Source organism: Limnohabitans sp. JirII-29 (assembly GCF_003063395.1).
Lineage (GTDB): Bacteria > Pseudomonadota > Gammaproteobacteria > Burkholderiales > Burkholderiaceae_C > Limnohabitans.
On record NZ_NESB01000013.1, the window covers coordinates 51,053 to 64,199 of the forward strand.

The following is a 13,147-nucleotide window of genomic DNA, read 5'->3' on the forward strand; positions in this document are numbered from 1 at the left end:
AAAAGCTTTTTAAATCAAGGCGCTAGTGTAGGTGAGGCCTTCTAACGTCTGGCTATATCCATATGCCTTGGCGCAAGGGTCAATGGGCCATGCAGGGCGCGCTGGTCCTGGTGATAGCATCTTTGGCAATTCTTGTTCCTGTGCTGATAAGGCTCTGTTTCTCGCGCTATGCCATCTTCTGTGCCTTCGTCGTTACCTCTGTCTGAGTTGCCCGGTCATTACATCCGTCGTTTGCAGCAAATTGCTGTGGGCGTGTTCATGGACGAAACCCAGGCGTTTGGACTCACGCCGGTGCAATTTGCCGCTTTGAATGCCGTGATGGCTCAACCGGGCATGGACCAGCGTACCTTGGCTTCTGGCATTGGGTTTGACACCTCCACCATTGGCGGGGTGGTGGATCGGCTGGAGGCGCGTGGCTGGGTCGCAAGACAGGTGTCACCTGAAGACCGCCGTGCCCGTTTGCTGCGTGTCACACCCGAGGGTCAACAACTGCTGGCCGATGTGAGCGATGCCGTGCTCAGAACGCAACAACGCATCCTGAGTCCTCTGCCTGAAGCGCAACGCGATGAGTTTTTGCGCATGCTCAAGGTGTTGGTGGATGCCAACAACGAGGCCAGTCGGGCACCACGCAGCTTGGAATGATGTGCTGACCGATTACCTGATCACCGACCCTTTCTTTTATGTGGTGGCCGCTCCCGCTGTGGTGTTGGTGGGCATCAGCAAAAGTGGATTTGGCGCAGGGTTTGGTTCATTGGCTGTGCCCTTGATGGCCATGGCGGTGACGGTGCCTCAAGCGGCAGCCATTTTGATGCCCCTGTTGTTTGTGATCGATGTGCTGGGTATTGCGGCGTATCGGCGTGACTTTGATCTGTCCTTGCTCAAGTTTTTAGTGCCTTGGGGTTTGGTGGGCACGCTGGTGGGGTATCTGTCATTTAGCCTGTTGGAGACCCACTGGGTCGCGGGTTTGGTGGGCTTTTTCACCCTGCTGTTTTTGGCGCAGCGCGTGTTGTTTCCTCCCGCTGCACAGGGGCACGCGCCGCCGCGCTGGCTGGGAGCGATATTGACCACCTTGTCTGGCTTCACCAGTTTCATTGCGCACACGGGCGCGCCACCCGTGAACGCGTATTTGTTGCCCATGCGTCTGGACCCGGTCAAGTTTGCTGCCACGTTGTCGGTGTATTTTTTCTTCATGAATTTTGCCAAGTGGGTGCCATACGCGGCCTTGGGCTTGCTCGATTGGCGCAACTTGTGCACGGCACTGGTGCTGATGCCTTTGGTCCCTGTGGGCGTGTGGTCTGGTGTGCGGATTGCCCGGCGTATTGAGCCCAAGTTGTTTTACCAAATGGTGCATCTGGGTATGCTGCTGACCGGTAGCAAGCTGATGTGGGACGCTTTGCATTGAAGAAAGGTGAGCGATGAAGGTATTTGATTCGTTGCAGCAGGTGCAGGCCTGGGTCGGGCAGGGCGAGTTGCTCGGTGATTGGCTGACGGTGACCCAAGAACAAATCAACCAATTTGCCAAAGCCACGGGCGATGAGCAGTGGATTCATGTGGACGAAGAGCGTGCCCAGTCAGGCCCCTTTGGTGCAACGATTGCACATGGGTTTCTCACGCTCTCGTTGCTACCCAAGCTGTGCGCCACGGCGTTCCAGATACGCGGTGTGCGTTTGGGGGTGAATTACGGTTTGAACAAGGTGCGCTTCACGGCGCCAGTGCCCGTCAACAGCCGCTTGCGCGCGCGCTTGGTGCTCAAGTCGTGCGACCCGCTAGAGGGCAACGGCATGCAGCTCACATGGGTGACGACCATTGAGCGCGAGGGCGCGGACAAACCGGTGTGTGTGGCAGAGTCACTCACGCGCTGGTATGCATAGCAAACTGGTTTTGTCGCCAGGCTTCGAAGACCAGCACTGCCACAGCATTGGACAGGTTCAAGCTGCGCTGGCCTTCGCGCATGGGCAGACGCAGTCGTTGTGCGGCTGCGAAGCTGTCGCGCACATCAGGTGGCAGACCACTGGTTTCTGAGCCAAAGACAAACCAGTCGCCTGGCTGATACGACACGTCATGTGCAGCGCCAGAGCCTTTGGTGGTGAGCGCAAACATGCGTGTGGGGTCTGGCTGTTGGGCATCTAAAAACTGCGCCCAACTGGCATGACGATGCACGGGGGCGTACTCGTGGTAGTCCAGGCCAGCGCGGCGCATGTGTTTGTCTTCCATCGAAAACCCCAGTGGCTCAATCAGGTGCAAGGCGCAGCCTGTGTTGGCGGCGAGCCGGATGACGTTGCCCGTGTTGGGGGGAATTTCGGGGTGGACCAGAACAATATTGAACATGTGCGTATTGTCCTGCAAGAACCTTTTGCGCAAGGGATCAGGACAGTTCTTGCGTGGGCTTTGCGGGGGTACGGGCAAACACCAGGCCCGTGATGTGTGCAGCGCCTGCTGCGCGCAATGCGCGTGCAGCTTCAAACAAAGAGGCGCCAGTGGTCATGACATCGTCCACCACCAGCACGCGTTCACCACGCAAGGCTTGCAAGTGCTCGGGGTGTACCCAAAAACTGCCGCTGATGTTGGCCAGTCGCTCTGCCCGACCTTGCCCCACTTGATGTCTTTTGTGTTCGTGTCGCAGCAGGGTGTGGGCATCGGTTTTGTTTGGGGCAAGGTGGCGTGCCAGTTCATGGGCTTGGTTGAAGCCACGCTCGCGCAGACGCTGGGCAGACAAAGGCATAGGGATCACGCGGTCTGCTGTTTCCAGGGCGGGTTCGACCCAAGGGGTGTGGCGTAGCAAGTCGGCCAAGTGCCGGCCCAAGCCTGGGTCGGCTTGGAATTTGAAGTGTGCGATGGCGTTGACCCATGGGTAAGCGTAGTCCACTGCGCACAGGCAAACGTCGAGTGGCGGTGGCGTGTGTTGGCAGGCCATGCAAAGTGGGGTCTCCAGTCTTTGCGCGCAGGTGTTGCAACGTGCCACGGGCTGGGCGAAGCGTTGCACGCAGTCTTCGCAAATGGGTTGACTGGGCCATGCCTGGCAAATACGGCACAGGCTCGGCCAGCGCTTGGGCAAGAGCCCATGCTGTTGCGCGAAAAGCCTTGCATCTGCGATCAGTGACATGGGCTCAATATACTTCTTGCCTCATGTCCGACATCCCATCTTCTGAGCGCCCCCCCACCCTTGACGCAATTGCCAGTGCACGCTGGAATGCGTGGCCTCATGCGCAATCGCCCTGGCTGAATGAAGAGGTGGCAAGGCGCATGCAAGACCGGTTGGAATGGATTCGTTTGCAACCTCAGGCTTGGATCGACTGGATGCCATTGAGTGGTGGTTTGGCAACGCATGCGCTGGTGCGTGCGCGTTACCCCCAGGCGCGCTGCCATGTGGTCGAGCCCGATCAGACGCGCTTGGCGCTCACGCAGCGCGCCTTGCAAGCACCTTGGTGGCGTCGCTGGCTCAAGCCTCGGGCGCTGTCTTTCGCGCAACGTCCTTTGGCCGATGCAGACATGGTGTGGGCCAACATGGCGCTGCATCTGTCTGCGCAGCCTCAGGTTTTGTTGCGCGAGTGGCACCAAACCTTGGCGGTGGACGGCTTTTTGATGTTCTCTTGTCTTGGACCGGACACTTTGCGTGAATTGCATGCGGTGTACCAACAGCAAGGTTGGCCAGCACCTAGCCATGCATTCACTGACATGCACGATTGGGGGGACATGCTGGTGGCGGCTGGTTTTGCGGAGCCTGTGATGGACATGGAGCACCTCACGCTCACGTATGCCAATGCGGCCGCGTTGTTGTCAGAGCTGCGTCAACTGGGCCGCAACCTGCATGGCGCGCGCTTTGCGGGTTTGCGCGGGCGTGCGTGGCGCCGTCAGCTTGAGCAGGCTTTGCTGGCGCTGGCCAAACCCGACCAAGGAGGGCGCTTGACGTTGACCGTGGAGGTGATTTACGGCCATGCCCTCAAGCCCGTACCCAAGCTCAAAATGAGCGAGAAAAGTTCGGTTTCTCTTCAAGATATGCGAACCATGCTGGGCCGCTCTAGGGGTAATTAGCCTTGCTAGAATGCTCGCTGGTTACTTATAGGGCAAACCATTGCTTGACACATTGAGATAACGCAGTGTTTCACAAGGTTTGCGGTCCTGAAGTCTAAACATTAAGGCAATCGAAAGTGATGAAGAACAATCTTTTCCAGAAGCTGGCTTCTGGTTTGCTGTTCGCCGCCGCATGGGCGAGCACAGCGGCTTGGGCGGTGAACGACTTACCGGGCGGCCCGGGCGTGCGACAACTCAATCTTCAGCCTGGAGCTACCAAGATTGCGCAAGAGCAAGGCTGGTTGCACTGGTTCATGCTGATCATTTGCACGGTGATTTTTATTGCAGTGTTTGGCGTGATGTTCTATTCCATCTGGAAGCACCGCAAATCGGTGGGTCACAAGTCGGCCAACTTCCATGAGTCGGTGAAGGTCGAGATTGCGTGGACCGTCATTCCTTTCATCATCGTGATCTTGATGGCGCTGCCCGCCACCAAGGCGGTGGTGGCTCAAAAAGATACCTCCAATGCTGACCTGACCATCAAGGCCACGGGTTATCAGTGGAAGTGGGGCTATGACTACATCAAGGGTGAGGGTGAGGGCATTGCCTTCATCTCCACCTTGGACAACGCGCAACGCGAAATGTCTAACAACGGCGCCAAAGGCGTGGACATCGACGATTACTTGTTGAAGGTGGACAATCCCTTGGTCGTTCCAGTCAACAAAAAGATTCGCATCATCACCACCGCCAATGACGTGATTCACGCGTTTGCTGTGCCTTCGTTGGGTGTGAAGCAAGACGCCATTCCTGGCTTCGTTCGCGACACTTGGTTCCGTGCTGAGCAAGTGGGTGACTACCACGGTCAATGCCAAGAGTTGTGCGGCAAAGAGCATGCGTACATGCCCATTCACGTCAAGGTGCTGAGCGCTGAAGACTACGCCGCATGGGTGGCCACCGAGCAAAAGAAGATGGCTGCCTTGCAAGATGATCCAAGCAAGGTTTGGACGCTTGAAGACATCACCAAGCGCGGTGAAAAAGTGTACGCAGCCAACTGCTCGGCTTGCCACCAACCCAATGGCAAGGGTGCGGGTCCGATCAAGCCTTTGGATGGCGCGGCTGTTGTGCTGGATGCCGACAAGACCAAGCAAATCAAAGTGCTGCTCAATGGTCAAAACAATTTGGCCATGCCCAGCTGGAAGCAGTTGAGCGACACCGACATTGCAGCTGTGATCAGCTACACCAAAAACAATTGGTCCAACAAGACCGGCCAGCTGGTTCAGCCTGCCGATGTCAAGGCCGCACGTTAATTCGGCCAGCGTTTAGAAGGAACACATCATGAGCGCAGTACTCGATCCACACGACCACGCCGCAGGCGACCACAGTCACGACGACCACCACGGTGCCCCACACGGCTGGCGTCGCTGGGTGTTTGCCACCAACCACAAAGACATCGGTACCTTGTACCTGTTGTTTGCTTTCACCATGTTGATCATCGGGGGCGTTTTGGCTCTGCTGATCCGTGCTGAGCTGTTCCAGCCCGGCTTGCAATTGGTGAACCCCGAGTTGTTCAACCAACTCACCACCATGCACGGCCTGATCATGGTGTTCGGCGCCATCATGCCGGCCTTCGTGGGTTTTGCAAACTGGATGATCCCATTGCAAATTGGTGCCTCTGACATGGCCTTTGCGCGCATGAACAACTTCAGCTTCTGGCTGATGATTCCTGCTGCGGCCACGTTGGCTGGCTCGTTCTTCATGCCCGGCGGCGCTCCTGCTGCTGGCTGGACTTTGTACGCACCGTTGACCCTGCAAATGGGTCCCTCAATGGACGCTGGTATTTTTGCCATGCACATCTTGGGTGCTTCGTCGATCATGGGCTCGATCAACATCATCGTGACCATCTTGAACATGCGCGCCCCTGGCATGACGCTGATGAAGATGCCGATGTTTGTTTGGACTTGGTTGATCACTGCGTATCTGCTGATTGCTGTGATGCCTGTGTTGGCTGGCGCGATCACCATGACGCTGACCGACCGCCACTTTGGCACGACCTTCTTCAACCCCGCTGGCGGTGGTGATCCCATCATGTACCAGCACATCTTCTGGTTCTTTGGTCACCCTGAGGTGTACATCATGATCTTGCCGGCCTTCGGCATCATCAGCCACATCGTGCCCGCGTTTGCACGTAAGAAGTTGTTCGGTTACGCCTCGATGGTGTACGCCACATCGTCGATTGCGATCTTGTCATTCATCGTCTGGGCACACCACATGTACGCCACAGGTATGCCTGTGACGGGTCAGCTGTTCTTCATGTACGCCACGATGTTGATCTCTGTGCCAACAGGCGTGAAGGTGTTCAATTGGATTGCCACCATGTGGAAGGGCTCGATGACCTTCGAGACGCCCATGTTGTTTGCCGTTGGTTTCATCTTCGTGTTCACCATGGGCGGTTTCACAGGCCTGATTTTGTCGATGGCACCGATTGATACCCAAGTGCAAGACACCTACTACGTGGTCGCCCACTTCCACTATGTGTTGGTGGCTGGTTCGCTGTTTGCCATGTTTGCTGGTTTCTACTTCTGGTGTCCCAAGTGGACCGGCGTGATGTACAACGAAACACGCGGCAAGATCCACTTCTGGTGGACTCTGATCTCGTTCAACGTGACCTTCTTCCCCATGCACTTCTTGGGCTTGGCGGGCATGCCACGTCGCTACGCCGATTACCCGATGCAGTTTGCCGACTTCAATGCCTTGGCTTCTGTGGGTGCATTCTTCTTTGGTTTTGCCCAGGTCTATTTCTTCTTCTTCGTTGTGTTGCCCGCGATGCGTGGTCATGGCGACAAAGCAGTGGCCAAACCTTGGGAAGCTGCTGAAGGTCTGGAATGGGAAGTGCCTTCGCCTGCACCTTTCCACACCTTTGAAACCCCACCCAAGCTGGATGCCACGGCAACCCGCGTGATTGGCTGATCGATGACGCCTGAACAACGCAAAAAAAACCTCCGCCTGGGCCTGATTCTGGCTTCGGTGGCGGTGGTTTTCTTTGTCGGGTTTTTCATCAAAGTGATCTTGCTCAACCGCTGATAACACCATGGCCAACGTGCGCAACAACCTCTTCATGCTGAGAAAGCTACTGATCGTAGCCGCGGGCATGTTTGCGTTTGGTTACGCGCTGGTACCCATGTACAAAGCGATTTGTGAGTTCACAGGTATTAACATCTTGGCCTTGGGCGAGCGCGAGATACCCGGAACGGGCAGTGCACGTGCCAAGGTCGGCAACACGCAGATTGACACCTCACGCACGATCACCGTGGAGTTTGACGCCAATGCCCGTGGGCCCTGGTTGTTCAAGCCTGCACAAAGTTCGGTGCAAGTTCACCCGGGCGAGATGACGACCATCATGTACGAGTTTCAAAACGTGCAAGATCGCGTCATGTCTGCCCAAGCCATTCCCAGTTATGCGCCGCGTCAAGCTGCTGCGCATTTCAACAAGTTGGAATGTTTTTGTTTCAACCAATACACCTTGGCTCCAGGCGAGAAAAAGCAATGGCCAGTGGTGTTTGTGATTGATCCAAAGTTGTCAAAAAGCGTGACCACCATCACACTGTCTTACACCTTTTTTGAAGTGGGCTCCAAGACGCCTGCAGCACCGACTGCCGCCTTGGACACCACGCACAAAGGAGCTGGGGCATGAGCAAAAGAACGTCGTTCATGCGCTCCATCGTGGCGGTGGCGTGGTCGTTTCTGGGAATTCGTAAAAGCAGCGAGTTCCAAGAAGACATTGAAAAAATCAGCCCCCTGCACATCTTGGGCGTGGGGCTGGTTGCTGGTTTGTTATTTGTGATTGGGTTGATCGTTTTGGTCAACCTGGTCGTCGCGAAATAAAGAAGAAGGAGTGGAAATGAGTAGCACCTCACACGGCGCAACGCCCTATTACTACGTGCCCCATGCCTCGCGTCATCCCGCGTTGGCTGCCTTGGGTTTGTTTTTTGTGATTCTTGGTGCAGGCCAGTGGATCAACGGCGCTGACTGGGGCAAGTATTCCTTGTTCTTTGGCCTGGTCTTCTGGTTGGGTGTGCTTTACCAATGGTTTGGCGACGCAATTGCGGAAAGCCAAAGCGGCCAGTACGGGCACAAGATTGACTTGTCTTATCGTTGGAGCATGAGCTGGTTCATCTTCTCTGAAGTGATGTTCTTTGGCGCATTCTTCTCTGCTCTGTGGTGGGCCCGTTCGCATTCGGTGCCAGCGCTGGGCAGCTTAGACAATGCACTGCTGTGGCCTGACTTCAAAGCTGTGTGGCCTAGCATGGCGGCTGGTATGACCGCATCACCTGCTGGCATCATCGAGCCGTTCCAAACCATGACGCCGTTTTGGTTGCCCACCATCAACACCGCGTTGTTGCTGAGCTCGGGTGTGACTTTGACGATTGCGCACCACGCATTGCGTGAGAACCACCGTGCCACCACCATCAAGTTCATGTGGTTGACGGTGTTGTTGGGTGTGGTGTTTTTGTTTGTGCAAGGCTACGAGTACTACCACGCTTACCATGAGATGAACCTCAAGCTCAGCTCGGGCGTGTACGGTTCAACCTTCTTCATGCTCACAGGTTTCCACGGCTTTCACGTGTTCTTGGGCATGTTGATGCTGTTGGTCATCACCTTGCGTTTGCAAAAGGGCCACTTCACTGCCGACAAACACTTCGGCTTCGAAGGTGCTGCTTGGTACTGGCACTTTGTGGACGTGGTGTGGCTGGGCTTGTACATCTTGGTGTACTGGATGTAACGGCATCCGCCCTCACCAGCAAAGGCCGCATGTGCGGCCTTTGTTGTTTGGGGGGCTTATTGCCCCGGTGCGATGCCTGTGGGTTGGATGTAGCCCAACTTCCAGCCAATCAAAATGCAGATGAATAAAAGAATCGAGAAACCGACACGAAGAGCCAGAGCTTTGACCATCTTGCTCGACTTGGCCTGACCATTGCGTCCATCACGCATCATGAACACCAGAGCCGAGACCAGGCTCCCCAAAATGGCTAAGAACGCTATTGCAACAATGAATTTCATACGAGCCATTATCTCTTTACCGCGCACCCGCAACTTGGCATGGATCACCTTGGCCATGTGCGTGGGCGTGGCGTTGACGGTGCGTCTGGGATTTTGGCAACTCTCTCGTGGCCAAGAAAAGCAAGCGCGCCATGCAGCTATTGCTGCGCAGCTGAGCGCGCCTGAACTGGACACGCCCAGTCTGCTGGCGCAACCCGGTCAATTTAAGTTGCTGCATCGACGTGTGTCTTTACAAGGGTTTTGGTTGCCCGAGCACACCATTTACTTGGACAACCGGGCCATGAATGGTCGCGCTGGCTTTTGGGTACTCACCCCGTTGGCTCTTGATGCCGACACCCGCGTGCTGGTTCAGCGTGGTTGGGTACCGCGCCACCAGCAAGACCGTACCTTGTTGCCGCCAATTGACACACCGGTGGAGGTGGTGCATGTGCATGGACGTATTGCGCCGCTCCCTTCCGATTTGCTCCAATTGAGCTCGGCAGCCGCATCGACTGCACCTGCCTCAGGGGCATCCAATATTCGGCAAAATCTAGACCTCGCGCAATACACCACAGAAATTGGTGGTGATGTCGTGGCCGTGGTGTTGCAAACCGACGCCGCCTCGGATGGCCTGTTACGCGATTGGCCTGAAATCTCCGCAGGTGTTGAGAAGCACCAAGCCTACGCCTTCCAATGGTTTGCACTGGCTGCATTGCAGTTGCTGCTCTATCTTTGGTTTCAATGGATCAAACCCTACCGTCATGTCCGAAACTCAACGTCCTGAATCAGATCACCCCTTGGGCCTCACGGTGTACGACTTGCCGTCACCCAACGACGTCGCTTTGGCCGATGCCAAGCGTACGGCCATGGGACGTTTGCGCATGTTGATCGTCTTGTTGGTGTGTGCGGCACCTGTGGTGGCTTCCTACTTCACCTATTACGTGGTGCGTCCAGAAGGACGTCGTAATTTCGGTGAGTTGATCGAACCCACGCGCGCATTACCTGCCATCACCGCGCAGAGCTTGAGCGGCGAGAGTGTGTCGCTGCCAGACTTGAAAGGGCAGTGGTTATTGGTCAGCGTGGCAAGCGGTGCGTGTGACGAGGCATGCCAAACCAATTTGTATTTGCAACGTCAGTTGTTGACAGGGCTGGGCAAAGACCGTCCACGCACGGAGTGGGTGTGGTTGATTGATGATCAGCAACCCGTCCCCGCTGCTTTGCTGCCAGGCCTCAAGGAGGCCACGGTGCTGCGTGTGCCGCCCCAAGCCCTGAGCCAATGGCTGGAGCCTGCCAAAGGGCAAGCGCTGTCAGACCATTTGTATTTGGTTGACCCGCATGGGCAATGGATGATGCGCTTTCCCGCCAAGCTGGGGACAGATGGTGCGCTTAAAGCCAAGCGTGACATGGAGCGGTTGTTGCGTGCCGCTGCATCCTGGGACGAGGCAGGGCGCTGAAGATGTCCACCGACAGTCTCTACAACCTGGGACCCCTGTTGCATTTGCTGGTGATGGGGGCGCTGGTGGCCATGGTGCCCTTGTGCTGGGTGTGGCTGCGCAACCCACGTGCGTCGACCGCGCATCGTGTGCGCTTGCTCACGTTGGTTACTTTGTTTTTAACGTTTGATTTGGTGCTGTTTGGTGCCTTCACGCGCCTGACTGACTCGGGGTTGGGCTGTCCCGATTGGCCCGGTTGCTATGGTCATGCCAGCCCTGTGGGCGCACAAGTCGCCATTGATCAGGCGCAGCAAGTGATGCCCACAGGTCCTGTGACGCACACCAAGGCCTGGATCGAAATGGTTCACCGCTACATGGCCATGGCTGTGGGTGGGTTGATTCTCACGTTGGCTGGATTTGCCTGGACCCGGCGTTGGCGTGGCGATAGCAGTGTGCGAGTGGCCTGGCCTACCTTGACCCTGATCTGGGTCTGTCTGCAAGGTGCCTTTGGTGCATTGACCGTCACCATGAAGCTGTTTCCTTTGATCGTGACCTTGCATTTGTTCGGCGCTTTGATGTTGTTGGCGTTGCTCACCTTGCAAGTACAACAGCAACGGCAAGCCTCCGATTGGGTCACTGAAGTGGCATTGAATGTCTCTGTGCGCCGACGTGTGTACCTAGGTCTTGCATTGCTGCTGATGCAAGTGTTACTGGGGGGGTGGGTCAGCACCAATTACGCCGTGTTGGCTTGCAACACTTTCCCGCAGTGTCAAGGGAGTTGGTGGCCCTTGATGGACTTTGCACAAGGCTTTGGTTTGTGGCGTCCTCTGGGGTTGAACACGCAGGGCGAGCCTTTGCACTTTGAAGCGCTGACAGCCATTCACTATGCCCATCGCTTGATGGCCTATGTGGTGCTGGCTTACCTAAGCGCCTTGGCGTGGCAGTTGCGACGTTTCTCTGCGTTAAGCACGGTGGCGACTTGGTTGTCGGGCTTGTTGTTGTTGCAGTTGCTCACGGGTTTGTCCAACGTGGTGTTGGATTGGCCCTTGGCTGCTGCTGTCATGCACACTGGGGGTGCTGCGGCCTTGTTGGTGTTGCTGGTCGGATTGTTGGCGGGTACGCGTGCCACGCGTGACGCTGTGAATTGATTGTTGTGAGTTCTATGTCATGAGCGATGTTCATCCTTCTTTATCCCGCTGGCGTCAGTTCAATGCGCTGACCAAACCACGCGTGATCCAACTCATCGTTTTCTGCGCTTTGATTGGCATGGTGCTGGCGGTGCCGGGTGTGCCCTCATGGGCAGAGGTGAAATTGGCTGCGCTGGCCTGCTTGGGCATTTGGTTTGTCTCGGGTGCTGCCGCGGCGTTCAACTGCCTGGTTGAAAAAGGCATCGACTCGCGCATGAAGCGCACGGCCTGGCGTCCTACCGCCAAAGGTGAGTTGAGCGATCGCGACACTTTGCTGTTCTCAACCGCGATGTGTGCGGTTGGGTCCTGGATTCTGTATGTCTGGGTCAACCCCCTCACCATGTGGCTGACCTTTGCCACTTTTGTGGGTTATGCCGTGGTCTATACCGTCATCTTGAAACCTTTGACGCCACAAAACATCGTCATTGGGGGCGCTTCGGGGGCCATGCCGCCCGTGCTCGGGTGGGCGGCCATGACAGGCGATGTAGGGCCTGAGGCGCTGATTCTGTTCTTGATCATCTTCTTGTGGACCCCACCGCACTTTTGGGCCCTGGCTCTTTACCGTGTGGAGGACTATCGCAAATCAGGTTTGCCCATGCTGCCCGTCACACACGGCAACGAATTCACCCGTTTGCAAATCGTCCTCTACACCTGGGTCTTGTTTGCGGCTTGTTTGATGCCTTTCATTTACCGCATGAGCGGTTGGCTTTACTTGGTCAGTGCCGTGCTGTTGAGTCTGGGCTTTTGTGCTTATGGCTGGGCTTTGTGGCGCAACTACTCGGATGCCCTGGCGCGTAAAACCTTTCGCTTTTCACTCATCCATTTGAGTCTGCTGTTCGCGGCACTCTTGATCGACCACTACCTGTGATGCCTATGTTTACACGACGCGCACTTTTGTCTTGTTGGAGCGCATTCACCATTGCCACCTTGGTGGCTTGCAGTCCCGACAAACCCAGCTTCAAAGCCATCGACATCACAGGCGCTGACTACGCGCGTGGCTTCACGCTGAGCGACCACAACGGCCAAACGCGCAGCTTGTCCGACTTCAAAGGCAAGGTGGTGGTGGTCTTCTTTGGCTACACCCAGTGCCCGGATGTCTGCCCCACCTCGATGACCGAGTTGGCCGAGGTCAAGCGTTTGCTTGGCGCTGATGGCGACAAACTGCAAGGCGTGTTCATCACGGTGGATCCCGCGCGTGACACAGCTGAATTGCTCAAGGCCTACATGGGCAACTTTGACCCCAGCTTTGTGGCATTCATCCCCACGCCTGAGCAGTTGGCCGCCGTGGCCAAAGACTACAAGGTGTATTACAAAAAAGTCGATGGCAAAACACCCACCAGCTACACCATGGACCACTCTGCGGGCAGCTATGTGTACGACCCCCAGGGCAACCTGCGTTTGTTCAGCCGCTATGGCAGCGGGCCGCAAGCTTTGGCAGAAGATATCAAAACCTTGCTGAAATAAAAAAGGCCGCTGTGA

The 13,147-nt window shown here is 56.2% G+C and carries 18 protein-coding genes; 15 read left to right on the plus strand and 3 right to left on the minus strand.

The annotated features are described in order from the left end of the window. Window positions 1-168: 168 nt before the first annotated feature. Genes B9Z39_RS15965 through B9Z39_RS15975 form a run of 3 tightly spaced genes read left to right on the plus strand, consistent with a single transcriptional unit; the run spans window position 169 to window position 1,871 of the window. Entirely contained in the window at window positions 169-642 is a 474-nt protein-coding gene (locus tag B9Z39_RS15965; RefSeq protein ID WP_100147611.1) for a MarR family winged helix-turn-helix transcriptional regulator, read from the plus strand. Further along, the gene (locus tag B9Z39_RS15970; protein ID WP_369908145.1) at window positions 599-1,402 is read left to right on the plus strand and encodes a sulfite exporter TauE/SafE family protein; all 804 of its coding nucleotides are present in this window, start codon (window positions 599-601) and stop codon (window positions 1,400-1,402) included. The genes B9Z39_RS15965 and B9Z39_RS15970 overlap by 44 nt, the downstream gene beginning before the upstream one ends. Before the next feature lie 13 nt (window positions 1,403-1,415). Next, complete coding sequence (locus tag B9Z39_RS15975; protein ID WP_100147612.1) at window positions 1,416-1,871, plus strand: MaoC family dehydratase; 456 nt, start codon at window positions 1,416-1,418, stop codon at window positions 1,869-1,871. Here the strand turns inward: B9Z39_RS15975 and trmL are convergent. After that, complete coding sequence (trmL, locus tag B9Z39_RS15980; RefSeq protein ID WP_100147613.1) at window positions 1,852-2,328, minus strand: tRNA (uridine(34)/cytosine(34)/5-carboxymethylaminomethyluridine(34)-2'-O)-methyltransferase TrmL; 477 nt, start codon at window positions 2,326-2,328, stop codon at window positions 1,852-1,854. The genes B9Z39_RS15975 and trmL overlap by 20 nt on opposite strands. Window positions 2,329-2,365: 37 nt before the next feature. Beyond that, entirely contained in the window at window positions 2,366-3,103 is a 738-nt protein-coding gene (locus B9Z39_RS15985) for a ComF family protein (RefSeq protein ID WP_100147614.1), read from the minus strand. Between the two features lie 23 nt (window positions 3,104-3,126). Between B9Z39_RS15985 and B9Z39_RS15990 the strand changes: the two genes are divergently transcribed. The 7 genes from B9Z39_RS15990 to B9Z39_RS16015 all read left to right on the plus strand — a co-directional run bounded on the left by B9Z39_RS15990 (window position 3,127) and on the right by B9Z39_RS16015 (window position 8,791). Further along, on the plus strand, window positions 3,127-4,032 hold the full coding sequence (locus tag B9Z39_RS15990) for a methyltransferase domain-containing protein (RefSeq protein ID WP_100147615.1): 906 nt from the start codon (window positions 3,127-3,129) through the stop codon (window positions 4,030-4,032). A gap of 119 nt (window positions 4,033-4,151) precedes the next feature. Then, complete coding sequence (gene coxB, locus B9Z39_RS15995) at window positions 4,152-5,318, plus strand: cytochrome c oxidase subunit II (protein ID WP_100147616.1); 1,167 nt, start codon at window positions 4,152-4,154, stop codon at window positions 5,316-5,318. A 28-nt stretch (window positions 5,319-5,346) separates the two neighbouring features. Continuing rightward, a complete protein-coding gene (gene ctaD / locus B9Z39_RS16000) occupies window positions 5,347-6,978 on the plus strand; it encodes a cytochrome c oxidase subunit I (protein WP_108302554.1) in 1,632 nt (543 codons plus the stop codon). Window positions 6,979-6,981: 3 nt separating this feature from the next. Next, complete coding sequence (locus B9Z39_RS17200) at window positions 6,982-7,092, plus strand: cytochrome oxidase small assembly protein (protein WP_233202682.1); 111 nt, start codon at window positions 6,982-6,984, stop codon at window positions 7,090-7,092. 7 nt (window positions 7,093-7,099) lie between these two features. Beyond that, window positions 7,100-7,702 (plus strand): cytochrome c oxidase assembly protein, encoded by a 603-nt coding sequence (locus tag B9Z39_RS16005; RefSeq protein ID WP_100147618.1) that lies wholly within the window; start codon window positions 7,100-7,102, stop codon window positions 7,700-7,702. Continuing rightward, entirely contained in the window at window positions 7,699-7,893 is a 195-nt protein-coding gene (locus B9Z39_RS16010) for a DUF2970 domain-containing protein (protein ID WP_100147619.1), read from the plus strand. The genes B9Z39_RS16005 and B9Z39_RS16010 overlap by 4 nt, the downstream gene beginning before the upstream one ends. A 16-nt stretch (window positions 7,894-7,909) precedes the next feature. Next, window positions 7,910-8,791 carry a cytochrome c oxidase subunit 3 gene (locus B9Z39_RS16015; protein WP_100147671.1) on the plus strand — a complete coding sequence of 294 codons (882 nt, stop codon included), beginning with the start codon at window positions 7,910-7,912 and terminating at the stop codon, window positions 8,789-8,791. Between the two features lie 56 nt (window positions 8,792-8,847). On the opposite strand, the gene B9Z39_RS16020 is transcribed toward B9Z39_RS16015, so the two are convergent. Further along, entirely contained in the window at window positions 8,848-9,126 is a 279-nt protein-coding gene (locus B9Z39_RS16020; RefSeq protein WP_369908146.1) for a twin transmembrane helix small protein, read from the minus strand. On the opposite strand from B9Z39_RS16020, the gene B9Z39_RS16025 reads away from it, so the two are divergent. From B9Z39_RS16025 to B9Z39_RS16045, 5 genes are read left to right on the plus strand one after another with little or no spacing between them, the layout of a single operon-like run. Continuing rightward, the gene (locus B9Z39_RS16025) at window positions 9,104-9,832 is read left to right on the plus strand and encodes an SURF1 family protein (protein WP_233202683.1); all 729 of its coding nucleotides are present in this window, start codon (window positions 9,104-9,106) and stop codon (window positions 9,830-9,832) included. The two genes, B9Z39_RS16020 and B9Z39_RS16025, sit on opposite strands and share 23 nt — an antisense overlap. Continuing rightward, a complete protein-coding gene (locus tag B9Z39_RS16030; RefSeq protein WP_108302556.1) occupies window positions 9,810-10,502 on the plus strand; it encodes a hypothetical protein in 693 nt (230 codons plus the stop codon). The genes B9Z39_RS16025 and B9Z39_RS16030 overlap by 23 nt, the downstream gene beginning before the upstream one ends. A gap of 2 nt (window positions 10,503-10,504) precedes the next feature. Beyond that, complete coding sequence (locus B9Z39_RS16035; protein WP_100147623.1) at window positions 10,505-11,629, plus strand: heme A synthase; 1,125 nt, start codon at window positions 10,505-10,507, stop codon at window positions 11,627-11,629. Between the two features lie 19 nt (window positions 11,630-11,648). Beyond that, a complete protein-coding gene (gene cyoE / locus B9Z39_RS16040) occupies window positions 11,649-12,536 on the plus strand; it encodes a heme o synthase (protein ID WP_100147624.1) in 888 nt (295 codons plus the stop codon). Further along, window positions 12,536-13,132 (plus strand): SCO family protein, encoded by a 597-nt coding sequence (locus tag B9Z39_RS16045; protein ID WP_100147625.1) that lies wholly within the window; start codon window positions 12,536-12,538, stop codon window positions 13,130-13,132. Before cyoE ends, B9Z39_RS16045 begins: the two co-directional genes overlap by 1 nt. The last annotated feature ends 15 nt before the right edge of the window (window positions 13,133-13,147 follow it).

Excerpts from the sequence above, each read along its gene's own strand:
- B9Z39_RS16020 (WP_369908146.1), bottom strand. The coding sequence starts at position 9,126 with ATGGCCAAGGTGATCCATGCCAAGTTGCGGGTGCGCGGTAAAGAGATA.
- B9Z39_RS16045 (WP_100147625.1), top strand. The coding sequence starts at position 12,536 with ATGCCTATGTTTACACGACGCGCACTTTTGTCTTGTTGGAGCGCATTC.
- coxB (WP_100147616.1), top strand. The coding sequence starts at position 4,152 with ATGAAGAACAATCTTTTCCAGAAGCTGGCTTCTGGTTTGCTGTTCGCC.
- B9Z39_RS15965 (WP_100147611.1), top strand. The coding sequence starts at position 169 with ATGCCATCTTCTGTGCCTTCGTCGTTACCTCTGTCTGAGTTGCCCGGT.
- cyoE (WP_100147624.1), top strand. The coding sequence starts at position 11,649 with ATGAGCGATGTTCATCCTTCTTTATCCCGCTGGCGTCAGTTCAATGCG.
- B9Z39_RS15970 (WP_369908145.1), top strand. The coding sequence starts at position 599 with ATGCCAACAACGAGGCCAGTCGGGCACCACGCAGCTTGGAATGATGTG.
- B9Z39_RS17200 (WP_233202682.1), top strand. The coding sequence starts at position 6,982 with ATGACGCCTGAACAACGCAAAAAAAACCTCCGCCTGGGCCTGATTCTG.
- B9Z39_RS15985 (WP_100147614.1), bottom strand. The coding sequence starts at position 3,103 with ATGTCACTGATCGCAGATGCAAGGCTTTTCGCGCAACAGCATGGGCTC.
- B9Z39_RS16030 (WP_108302556.1), top strand. The coding sequence starts at position 9,810 with ATGTCCGAAACTCAACGTCCTGAATCAGATCACCCCTTGGGCCTCACG.
- B9Z39_RS15975 (WP_100147612.1), top strand. The coding sequence starts at position 1,416 with ATGAAGGTATTTGATTCGTTGCAGCAGGTGCAGGCCTGGGTCGGGCAG.
- B9Z39_RS15990 (WP_100147615.1), top strand. The coding sequence starts at position 3,127 with ATGTCCGACATCCCATCTTCTGAGCGCCCCCCCACCCTTGACGCAATT.
- B9Z39_RS16035 (WP_100147623.1), top strand. The coding sequence starts at position 10,505 with ATGTCCACCGACAGTCTCTACAACCTGGGACCCCTGTTGCATTTGCTG.
- ctaD (WP_108302554.1), top strand. The coding sequence starts at position 5,347 with ATGAGCGCAGTACTCGATCCACACGACCACGCCGCAGGCGACCACAGT.
- B9Z39_RS16010 (WP_100147619.1), top strand. The coding sequence starts at position 7,699 with ATGAGCAAAAGAACGTCGTTCATGCGCTCCATCGTGGCGGTGGCGTGG.
- B9Z39_RS16015 (WP_100147671.1), top strand. The coding sequence starts at position 7,910 with ATGAGTAGCACCTCACACGGCGCAACGCCCTATTACTACGTGCCCCAT.
- B9Z39_RS16005 (WP_100147618.1), top strand. The coding sequence starts at position 7,100 with ATGGCCAACGTGCGCAACAACCTCTTCATGCTGAGAAAGCTACTGATC.
- trmL (WP_100147613.1), bottom strand. The coding sequence starts at position 2,328 with ATGTTCAATATTGTTCTGGTCCACCCCGAAATTCCCCCCAACACGGGC.